This window comes from Mycobacterium sp. (genome assembly GCF_049280035.1).
GTDB lineage: Bacteria > Actinomycetota > Actinomycetes > Mycobacteriales > Mycobacteriaceae > Mycobacterium.
Window position 1 is genome coordinate 1 of sequence record NZ_JBAPPI010000767.1, and the last position, 11051, is coordinate 11051.

General features: G+C 64.2%; 7 protein-coding genes, 2 tRNA genes and 1 pseudogene. 2 read left to right on the forward strand and 8 right to left on the reverse strand.

Annotation, left to right across the window (positions count from 1 at the left end):
* Nucleotides 1–216: peptidylprolyl isomerase (locus WAN71_RS24565; protein ID WP_422227824.1), on the reverse strand; the 216-nt coding region annotated here is incomplete at its 3' end.
* Between the two features lie 94 nt (nt 217–310).
* Here WAN71_RS24565 and cwsA point away from each other — a divergent pair.
* Nucleotides 311–736, forward strand: coding sequence for a cell wall synthesis protein CwsA (gene cwsA / locus WAN71_RS24570; RefSeq protein ID WP_422227825.1), 426 nt, complete (start codon nt 311–313; stop codon nt 734–736).
* Between the two features lie 151 nt (nt 737–887).
* On the opposite strand, the pseudogene WAN71_RS24575 reads toward cwsA, so the two are convergent.
* Nucleotides 888–2189, reverse strand: a pseudogene (locus WAN71_RS24575) (APC family permease); the annotation flags it as partial.
* 470 nt (nt 2190–2659) lie between these two features.
* Between WAN71_RS24575 and WAN71_RS24580 the strand changes: the two are divergent.
* A complete protein-coding gene (locus WAN71_RS24580; RefSeq protein ID WP_422227826.1) occupies nt 2660–3838 on the forward strand; it encodes an IS481 family transposase in 1179 nt (392 codons plus the stop codon).
* Nucleotides 3839–3886: 48 nt separating this feature from the next.
* Here WAN71_RS24580 and WAN71_RS24585 read toward each other — a convergent pair.
* From WAN71_RS24585 to gyrB, 6 genes are all read right to left on the reverse strand, one after another.
* A tRNA-Ala gene (locus WAN71_RS24585) sits at nt 3887–3959 on the reverse strand.
* Entirely contained in the window at nt 3950–4072 is a 123-nt protein-coding gene (locus WAN71_RS24590; protein ID WP_422227827.1) for a hypothetical protein, read from the reverse strand. Before WAN71_RS24590 ends, WAN71_RS24585 begins: the two co-directional genes overlap by 10 nt.
* A 26-nt stretch (nt 4073–4098) precedes the next feature.
* Nucleotides 4099–4172, reverse strand: a tRNA-Ile gene (locus WAN71_RS24595).
* Between the two features lie 58 nt (nt 4173–4230).
* Nucleotides 4231–5034, reverse strand: a complete 804-nt coding sequence (locus WAN71_RS24600) for a DUF3566 domain-containing protein (RefSeq protein ID WP_422227828.1) — start codon at nt 5032–5034, stop codon at nt 4231–4233.
* A 49-nt stretch (nt 5035–5083) separates the two neighbouring features.
* Nucleotides 5084–8854: an intein-containing DNA gyrase subunit A gene (gene gyrA, locus WAN71_RS24605; protein ID WP_422227829.1), complete on the reverse strand. Its 3771-nt coding sequence runs from the start codon at nt 8852–8854 to the stop codon at nt 5084–5086.
* 43 nt (nt 8855–8897) lie between these two features.
* Nucleotides 8898–10928, reverse strand: a complete 2031-nt coding sequence (gene gyrB, locus WAN71_RS24610; protein ID WP_422227830.1) for a DNA topoisomerase (ATP-hydrolyzing) subunit B — start codon at nt 10926–10928, stop codon at nt 8898–8900.
* Nucleotides 10929–11051 lie beyond the last annotated feature (123 nt).

Here is an 11051-nt window from a genome sequence, read left to right on the forward strand (position 1 = left end):
GTGGAAGACCGCGCCGTCGTAGAACGGGCCGGAGCTACCGCCGGAGGCGTTCTCGGTCGAATACTCCTTGGTGCCTTGGGCCAGGCCGACGAAGTTGGCGACGGTCTTGGGAGCGTGGTTTCCGAACAGCGCGATCTTGATGTCGCCGCGGTTGGTGTGCAGTGTGGCAGTGGCAGTCTGAATCGGGCTGGTAGTCACGGCATCACAGTCTGCCATCACCCTTACCCGCACACGCTCACCGGGCTGCCGGTAGTTACAGTCTGGAAGTATCGGAGCACGGTCTCGCGGACGCGGCCGGGAAGGGCGAGAAATGAGCGCTAAGAACCACCCCCGGCTGACCCCGCGGCAGCGGCTATCCCGCGGTCTGACATACACGGCGGTCGGGCCGGTCGACGTAACCCGCGGCATCGTCGGGCTGGGTGCTCACTCCGCGCAAGCCGGCGCGTCGAATCTGCATCGCCGTTACCGGGAGGGCCGTCTGGCCCGGGACTTGCAAACCGCGCAGGAGACCTTTGCGCAAGAACTGGCCGCCGCGCAGGAGGTGGTTAGCGGACTGCCGCAAGCGCTTCAGCAGGCCCGCCGATCCCAACGGCGTGGCAAGCGCGCGTGGGTGATTGCGGGAGTGGCCGTCGCGGTCATCGCCGGTGGCGCCGCGGCGTTCTCGATCGCCCGCCGCTCGATGCGCCGGGAGCCGTCGCCGCGGCCGTCGAGCGTCGACGTGGAGCCCCGCCTCTAGCCGCGGCCGGGTGGAGCCTTCACCGGCAACATCGCGCCCTACACGAACGCGCAGCAACAGACCCTGAAGGGTGCGGCTCCGGTGCCCTTTGAGTTCGATGCGACGTGCCCCTGACACGTTCTTGAGGTTGTCAGCGGCTATCTGTCGGTGACCGCTGCAGCAGTATCAACACGGGCACCAGGATGAGGAACGCAAAGACGATCAGCCAGGCGCCTTGGGTGAAATTGGTCACCGCGAAGATCGCCGCCACTATCGATGACAGGATCCCCGCCGTCAGGCTGATCGCCAGGTGACGGCGCCAGCCGCGTTCCCGACTTGTGAGGTGGTGTTTGGTCATGCTGTAACCGGCCATCGAAAAGACGACGAACACACTGATCGCATAGAGCGGCACCAGCGCGTTCACCGACCCCCCGGTCAGCAACAACAGCGTGGCCGACAGCAAGGCCAGCACGATGGTGCCGATGGCAACCTTTTGCCGGTCGCCCTTGGCAACGAAACCAGCCAACGCAGGAAAACCGTTGAAACTCGTATTAGCGCCGGTGAACAAAATCGCCGCGGTCGCGGCCTGGACCAAAAAGTACAGAATGTTTCCGACCAACCCGTTGCCGAAAACGGCCCTGGCAATCTGGGACAGCATCGAAGGATATTCAGCGAAAAAAGGGGTGGCGTGCGTGACGTGCGCAAGCCAGGCCACGCCAATCATGAAAAACCCCATGATGCAGGCGGTCGCGGTGAGAACCCGACGGGCGTTAAGGCCCTGCGGCTCACGAAAGACGTTGACCGTGTCGGGAATAGCTTCGATTCCGGTTAACGACGAACCACCGTTGGCGAACGCCCGCAGGACTATCAGGATCGTCGCACCCATCACCAGGCCACTGCCCTGATGGACCGGCACCGCACCCACCATGTGCGCCGGATCGTATCTGGGTAAACCTCCGAAGATTTCACGAACCAGGCCGGTCACGATCATCAGCGTGATCATGGCGACGAAAGAATAAGTGATGAATGCAGATATCCGGCCCGGCCGTCGCAATCCGAGCAGCTTGGCCAAGCACATGACGAGCACCACACCGACGGCGACTTCCAGGCTGTAGGGACCCAGCACAGGCATCGCCGACGCAACCGCCACCGTCCCGGCCGCGCACTGCACGGCCACGGTGGTCACGTTGTCGATCAACAGCGCCGCCCTGGCGACCTGTGCCACCCGCGGCCCGAAATTGTCCCGCGCAACCAGGTATGCGCCGCCTGCTCGGGCGTAGATCGTGACGACCTGTCGGTACGACGCGGCCACGAACACCAGGATCAGCAGCATGACAGCGGTGATCGGAAGCAACAACACAAACGCCGCCATCCCGGCACGCGGGAGCAGTTCGATCAGGATCTGTTCGGGACCGTAGGCGGTCGACGAGATCGCATCCGGTGAGATCGCCCCCAGCGCAACGGGATTCGGCAATCCCGCAGGTTGGGTGGGCGGCAGCGCTGCCGGTTCCGGGCGCTTCTGCGGCGGATACCACTTACGATCCGACGCTTGCCACCATCCGGGTCCCTGCGGTTCGTCAGTCATCGTGGCCTCGATTCAGCCTGCTGGATTTGTGATGATCGGCGTGGCCAGGACATGGTGCAGGTTGCGCCGGACGTCTTGGAGGATTCTTGGCAAATTCGTCCGGCGCTTGGGCACTATGCCGGCGCGGCCCAGCCCCTCGACAAGGCGATAACACCCCCGCGGCGTGCCCTCCCACTAGCTCACCGTACGCGCAGCCAGCTGCACCAACAGGCGAACCGATAAATAGCGCATGAGCTGCATGTATCCACTGTGGAGCCTAGGGTGTGTGAGTTCACGACATAGGTGACAGATGAGTCGCGTCATCGGTTACACCTGCGAAGGGCTCCGATGAGTCGCGTCATAGGTGACAGTCATGGCTCATGTCCAAACCGCGTGTGGTCGTTCTCGAAGTCACCACTGGTCACCTCACCGTGACGGCCGCAGCCCGGGCCTACGGGCTCTCGCGGCAACACATCTACCGACTCCTCAAGCGCTACCAACTCGGCGGCCTCGACGCTGTCGAGCCACGCTCCCGACGCCCCGCCAGCAACCCCCGCGCCGTACCCGATGACGTCATCGCCGCCGTGGTGCTGCTCCGCGAAAAGCTCACCACCGAAGGCCTCGACGCCGGCGCGCTCACCCTGCAAACCCACCTTGCTCACCAAGGCCTGCGCGTCCCCTCGACAGCCACCATCCGCCGCATCCTGCACCACCACGGCCTGATCACACCCCAACCACGCAAACGCCCGAAAAGCTCCTACCACCGCTTCGCCGCCGACCAACCTAACGAATGCTGGCAATCAGACTTCACCCACTGGACCCTGGCCGACGGCACCGAAGTTGAAATCCTCAACTGGCTCGACGACCACTCCCGATACCTGTTGGCCTGCACCGCCTACCCACGCGTCACCGGCCCCGACGTCGTGGCCAGCTTCACCGCCACCGCCACCACCTACGGCCTGCCCGCCTCAACCCTGACCGACAACGCGGCGGTCTACACCTCACGATTCACCCACGGCCACAACGACTTCGAACGCCTGCTGGCCACCCTGGGCATCACCCAGAAAAACGGTCACCCCAACCACCCACAAACCCAAGGCAAAATCGAGCGCTTCCACCAAACCCTCAAACGCTGGCTCGCCGCCCGACCACGACCGAGCACCCTGGCCGAACTCCAAAGCCTGCTCGACACCTTCGGCGCCATCTACAACACCCAGCGAGCCCACCGCGCCCACCCCGGCCGAACCACCCCCGAACATGCCTACCAAGCCAGACCCAAAGCCCACCCCCACGGCCAACCCAGCGCACACTTCCGCATCCGCCACGACACCGTCGACAAATTCGGCAAACTCACCCTGCGCCACGGCAGCCGACTCCACCACCTCGGCATCGGCGCCGCCCACGCCCACACCCCCGTGCTCATCCTCGTGGCCGCCCACACCGTCACCGTCATCAGCAAAACCGGCCACCACATCCTCAGCAGCCACCACATCGACCCCGCCAAAAACTACTGGCGCAACCAACAGAAAAACCCCGGCCGATGGCCGGGGAATCTGTAACCGATGACGCGACTCATGTGTAACCCATGACTCGACTCATCACAACTGTGGAGCCTAGGGGATTCGAACCCCTGACTTCTGCCTTGCAAAGGCAGCGCTCTACCAACTGAGCTAAGGCCCCGGACTCCGACCATCGGTCTGGTCGGCGGCCACGTGCCAGACCTCGACGCCGTGTCGGGACCGGATCACCACCGCCAGCACGGCGATCGCTGCCACCGGCAACACCAGTCTCACGAAACGTCTTGGCAAACACATGGTTGTGGGCCTAGGAGGACTCGAACCTCCGACCTCTTCGTTATCAGCGAAGCGCTCTAACCGCCTGAGCTATAGGCCCGTACGCGCATACGGCCGAGCGACGAGATTACCCCACCGCAGCGTCCGCACCCAAACCACTAATCCCGGTCGGCCAGCGTCACCTCGACGCCGCCGATCAGGTCGGTCGTCAGGTTGTAGATAAACGCGCCGATGGTGGCCATCGCGCTGAGCAACACGATGTTGACCAAGCCGATCAGCACAGCGCCCCCGAAGATCGTGCCGCTGGAGACCAGGTCGGCAGTGCTGCCGCTGGTGTTATTCAGCAGATCGCCAACATTGCTGTTGAGCTTGCTCCAGACGCCCATGCCGCCGAGCACCAGATAGAGGAACGCCACGGCGATCATCCAGACGAAGAACAACGCCACCGAGAGCACCAACGACACCTTCAGCGTGCTCCACGGATCGATCCGCCGGATCTGCATGCTGGCACGCACCGGGCCTTGGGCTCGCCTGGTCACCTGGATGCGCCGTTCGGTTCGCACCGGAGTCGTCGACGTGTCCGGTGCCGGGTCGGCGGCCGGTTTGCGCTGACTGGCCCGGGAGACCGGACCGGACAGGTCGGGTAGTTCGCTGGCATAGGCCTCGTCGTGCCGGGTTTCGCCGCGCACCGGCTCGGCTGGCGCGTCGAGGTCGGGCGGCGGCGTCTTGGCGCCACCCGGCGCGGCGGTACCCGAGATGAAGCGGCTCAACCGCGCATCGGCATTGGGGGCGCTGGAGGGCCGGCCGACGGGCCGCGGTTTCGGCGCATCCGCCGGCGGGCGCCGTTGTCCCTGCGAGGATCGAGCATGCGGCGGCCGCTGTGCGCCTCCCCGGTCGGCCGAGCCATTCCCGTTCGGGCCGTCGCCCGGTCCGGGATATCCCGGCTCGTTCGGTGAAGTCACCCCACGGCTCCTTACTATGCAGCCGGCCGCCGGGGCGGTCGGCGATCGCTCACGCGTCGGGTGCGGCACCCGGATCGTCGTCGGCTTCCTCAGCTTCTTCGGCATTGCGCGCGATGGCTAACAGTGTGTCGCCCTCGCCCAGGTTCATCAACCGAACACCTTTAGTCTGCCGACCGGCCTTCCGGACCTGTCGGGCCTTCGTCCGGATCACCCCACCGCCGGAGGTGATCGCGTACACCTCGCTGTCGTCGTCGACGATCAGCGCCCCTACCAGCTTCCCACGACGGGTGTCGTACTGGATCGTCAAGATGCCTTTCCCGCCGCGGCCCTGCGCGGTGTACTCCTCTATCGCCGTCCGCTTTGCATAGCCGCCAGAAGTCGCCACCAGCAAGAATGTGCCTTCCCGGACCACGTTCAGCGACAGCAGATAGTCGTCGGTGTTGAACCGCATGCCCTGGACACCCGAGGTCGCGCGGCCCATTGGCCGCAGCGCATCGTCCGTCGCAGAGAACCGGATCGACTGGCCGTTGGCCGAGACCAGCAGCAGGTCGTCCTCGGCCGAGCACAGCACCGCCCCGACCAGTTCGTCGCCATCGCGCAGGTTGACGGCCACGATCCCGCCCGACCGATTCGAGTCGAAGTCGGTCAGCTTGGTCTTTTTGACCAGCCCGTTGCGGGTGGCCAGCACCAGGTACGGGGCGTCCTCGTAGCTGCGGATCTGGATCACCTGGGCGATCCGCTCCTCGGGCTGGAACGCCAGCAGGTTTGCGACGTGCTGGCCGCGCGCCGTCCGCGAGGCTTCCGGCAGGTCGTAGGCCTTGGCCCGGTAGACCCGGCCCTGGGTGGTGAAAAACAGGATCCAGTCGTGGGTCGAGCAGACGAAGAAGTGCCGCACGATGTCGTCCTGCTTCAGCCCGGCGCCCTGTACCCCTTTCCCGCCGCGCTTCTGGCTGCGGTACAAGTCGGTTTTGGTGCGCTTGGCGTAGCCGGTTTCGGTGATGGTGACGACGACGTCTTCGCGCGTGATCAGGTCCTCGTCGCTGACATCGCCGTCGGCGGCGATGATGCGGGTGCGGCGGTCGTCGCCGTGCTTCTCGACGATCTCGGCGAGCTCGTCGTGCACGATCCGGCGCTGGCGCTCCGGCTTGGCCAAAATGTCTTCCAGGTCGGCGATCTCGGCTTCGATCCTGGCGAGGTCGTCGATGATGCGCTGGCGCTCCAACGCCGCCAGCCGCCGCAATTGCATGTCCAGGATCGCCTGCGCCTGGATCTCGTCGATGTCGAGCAGCTCGATCAGGCCGGCCCGCGCGATATCGACCGTCTCCGATGCCCGGATCAACGCGATCACCTCGTCGAGCGCATCGAGCGCCTTGACCAGGCCGCGCAGGATGTGCGCCCGTTCGTTGGCCTTGCGCAGCCGGTAGGTGGTGCGCCGGACGATGACGTCGAGTTGGTGTTCGACGTAATACCGAATCATCTGGTCCAGCCGCAGCGTGCGGGGCACGCCGTCGACGATCGACAGCATGTTGGCGCCGAAACTGGTCTGCAGCTGGGTGTGCTTGTAGAGGTTGTTCAGCACTACCTTGGCCACCGCGTCGCGTTTGAGTTCGATGACGATGCGCAGCCCGACCCGGTCGCTGCTCTGGTCTTCGATATTGGCGATCCCGGCCAGCTTGCCGTCGCGGACCTGCTCGGCAATCGAGGTGATGAAGTTGTCGTGGTTGACCTGATACGGCAACTCGGTGATCACCAGAGAGGTGCGGCCGCGCGAATCTTCCTCCACCTCAACAACTCCGCGCATCCTGATCGAGCCGCGGCCCGTCTTGTATGCGTCCGAGATGCCCTGATTCCCGACGATCAGCCCGGAAGTGGGGAAGTCGGGCCCTTTGACGCGCTCCATGACGGCAGCCAAGGTCGCCTCTTCGTCAGCGTCGACGTTTTCCAGGCACCAGAACACGGCTTCCGAGAGCTCGCGCAGGTTGTGCGGCGGGATGTTGGTGGCCATGCCTACCGCGATGCCGCCCGACCCGTTGGCCAACAGGTTGGGGAACCGGCTCGGCAGCACCGTCGGTTCCTGCACCCGGCCGTCATAGTTCGGGATGAAATCGACTGTCTCTTCGTCGATTTCGCGCAGCATCTCCATCGCCAGCGGAGTCAGCCGCGCCTCGGTGTTGTGGCTGACAAACCCATTGGCGATGAACGCGTGATCTTCGGTTTCGACGCGCAAGCTGTACACCGGTTGCACACCTGCATCGGTCACGGCCGCCACCCGTGCGTAGTAGAACCGGCCGTCCGTCAGCTCAGCGGCGATGGCACGGACATCGGGGTCGGCGATGTGCGCGAGGATCTCCGCGCCGCGGTGCCGCCAGCGTTGGATGCGGTCGACGTTGTGGCGATTAAGCCATTCGCGATCCGCCCATGAGCCACCGGCATGCTTCCGAATGAAGGCCGCGAGTCCCGGAACGTGGTCGCTATCCATGCCGGCACACGGCGGCATGTCGGCAAGGATCCCAGTCAGCTTGGCTTGCTTGGCGCCACCGAAACTGACTTGGGCTGCGAATATTTCGGCCTGGGCGCGATTGGTGATGACTACCTTGTGCTCGCCCACCGCATGCCGATACCGCTTGGAGGCGACGCCGAACTCCAGCAGCATCTGCTGCACGTCGACGGCCAAGCGCTCACTGCGCGTCGAGTACGAAATTTGAATCGCGTTACGCGGCAGGAGGGAGCATGAGCCATCGCCCTCGAACAGTGCCTGCAGAAACGCCCGCTTGACCGCCGCCGGCGCCTGCCAGAGCCACTCCGGCACCGCCTTGTCTGCGGACCGCTGGCCCACGAGCTCACCGAGTCGACTGCGCTTCAGCGCGGTCAGATTCTGAATATCCACCTCGTGCAACGTCGAACCGGAGGCAATTTGGCGGCTGTAGGTATACCGCTGTCCGCCCACCACCGCGTCATAAGCCGCGACTACCGCAGCGAAATAGTCGCGATCGACGTTATTAAAGCCCGCGCGTTTGTCTGAGACAAACCCTTCGCTGATGAACGCCCCCAGCACTAGGGCTTCCATCGTCGGCCGCCAGTCGGCCGGACCGACTTCTACCGGCGGCGTCCGCTGCAGCGCGACGTGGTCATCCGGACGGATTTCCTCGATCAGCTTCCACAACAACGTGGGCACGCCACCGACATCGACCAGGCACAGCAAAGGGTGGTTTGCGGTACCGGTGACTTGATAGCCCTCGGCGGTGCGCACGGTGTAGGTCTGATGATCGCCCGAGTGAAACAGACGATCGACCAGGACCGGGTTCCCGTGCCGATCCAGGACCTTCAACTCGACCGCGTTGTCCGAATTGGACAGTGCGCTCGGGACGACATCACCGATTCGCACCGATTGCCCAAACGGCAACCGCACCAGGGCATCACCAGTCAAGCAATATCTCATCGCGGCCGCCGGGTCGTTGCCCGGCGAGCCGAAGTTGCCCTGACCGTCGACTAGGGGATAGCGCAGCGACCACGGTTGGGCCATCCGCACCAGGGTGTCGTAGATCGAGGCGTCTCCGTGCGGGTGGTAGTTGCCCATGGTCTCGGCCACCGAGCGGGCGGACTTGGCGTGGCTGCGATCCGGGCGGAACCCGGAGTCGAACATCGCATAAAGCACCCGGCGGTGCACCGGCTTGAGGCCGTCGCGCACCTCCGGCAGCGCGCGGCCCACGATGACGCTCATCGCGTAATCGATGTAGCTGCGCTGCATCTCCTGCTGGATATCGACTGGCTCGACCCGGTCGGCGGCGTCACCGCCGGGCGGCAGCGTGGTGTCTGTCATCTAGTCCTCGTTTGAGATTCGGATAGGGGAGATGCTTGCGCCGTCAGACGTCCAAGAAGCGCACGTCTTTGGCGTTACGGGTGATAAAGCTTCGGCGGGCCTCGACGTCCTCGCCCATCAGAATCGAGAACAGTTCGTCGGCCGCAGCGGCGTCGTCGAGGGTGATCTGACGCAGCACCCGAATCGAGGGGTCCATCGTGGTTTCCCACAGTTCCTTGGCGTCCATCTCGCCCAGACCCTTGTAGCGCTGGATGCCGTCGTCGACGTTGATCTTCTTGCCGGTTTTCTTACCCGCCGCCAGCAGGCCGTCGCGCTCGCGGTCGGAGTACGCGAACTCGGGTTCGCTGCGCTGCCACTTCAGTTTGTACAGCGGCGGCTGCGCCAAAAACACGTGCCCGTTCTCGATCAGCGGGCGCATGAACCGGAACAGCAAGGTCAACAGCAGCGTCGAGATGTGCTGGCCGTCCACGTCGGCGTCGGCCATCAGCACGATCTTGTGGTAGCGCAGCCTGGTGATGTCGAACTCGTCATGGATGCCGGTGCCCAGCGCGGTGATGATCGCCTGCACTTCGGTGTTTTTCAGCACCCGGTCGATACGGGCCTTCTCGACGTTGATGATCTTACCGCGCAACGGGAGGATCGCCTGGAACATCGAGTCGCGGCCGCTCTTTGCCGAGCCGCCGGCCGAATCGCCTTCCACCACATACAGTTCCGACTTGCGCGGATCGGTGGAGCGGCAGTCGGCTAGCTTGCCCGGTAGCCCGCCCAGGTCGGTGGCGCTCTTGCGCCGCACCAACTCTCGGGCTTTGCGCGCCGCGATTCGGGCTTGCGCCGATGACACCGCCTTGTTCACCACGGTCTTGGCGTCGCTGGGGTTGGCTTCGAACCAGTGCGAGAGCTTGTCGTTGCAGGCCTTTTGCACAAATGACTTGACTTCGGTGTTGCCAAGTTTGGTCTTGGTCTGGCCCTCGAACTGCGGTTCGCTGACCTTGACCGAGATCACCGCGGCCAGACCCTCGCGGATGTCGTCGCCGGTGAGGTTGGGATCTTTGTCTTTGAGCAGCTTTTTATCTTTGGCGTACTTGTTCACCACCGACGTCAACGCGGCGCGGAAACCTTCCTCGTGGGTACCGCCCTCGTGGGTGTTGATGGTGTTGGCGAACGTATGCACCGACTCGGAATAGCCGGCGTTCCACTGCATCGCGATCTCGACCTCGTGACCGGGACCCTTGTCGGAGAAGTCGACGATGCTGCTGTGGATCGGGTTCTTGGTGCGGTTGATGTGCTTGACGAAATCGACCAGCCCGCCAGGGTAGTGGAACGTCCGGTGCTTGACCTTTTGCGGCGCAGACGATTCCGCCGCCTTCTCCTGCGCGGACTTCGGCGCCTCGGCGGTGTCGCTGACGACCTCGTCGACCACTTCTTCGGCGGCAACCCGCTTGTCGACCAAATCGATCGTCAATCCCTTGTTGAGGAAGGCCATCTCCTGGAGCCGCCGGGCCACCGTCTCGAAGTCGTACTCGGTGGTCTCGAAGATGTCCGGGTCGGCCCAGAATCGGACCGTGGTGCCGGTCTTCTTGGTCTTCTCGCCCTGCTTGAGGGTGCCGGGTACCGAGCGGTCGTAGTACTGCGACCATTCGTAGCCGTCGACCGCAATTTCCACTTCGAGCCGGGTGGACAACGCGTTGACCACCGATACGCCCACCCCGTGCAAACCGCCCGACACCGCGTAGGCGCCGTCGTCGCCGCCGAACTTGCCGCCGGCGTGCAACTGGGTCATCACGACGTCGACGGCGGGGATGCCGGTGGAATGCATCGCCACCGGGATACCACGACCATCGTCGGTGACCTGCACGCCGCCGTCCTCGAGGATGACCACGTCGACTTTGGTGGCGTAACCGGCCATCGCCTCGTCCACCGCGTTGTCGACCACCTCCCAGACAAGATGGTGCAGGCCACGCTCGCCGGTGGACCCGATATACATGCTGGGTCGTTTGCGGACTGCCTCCAACCCTTCAAGAACTTGGATATCCCCAGCGTCGTACGAGTTGCGGGCCTTCTTCTGGGCAGCCACGGTCGGAAAGCTCTCCTTGGGGTTGCGCGCGGGTAGTCCAATGACTGTGCGCTGGTTCTCCGCCAGTCTACCTATAACAGGCGGTAGCACCGATTCTGCGAGGGTGTTTCTACACAGCTATCT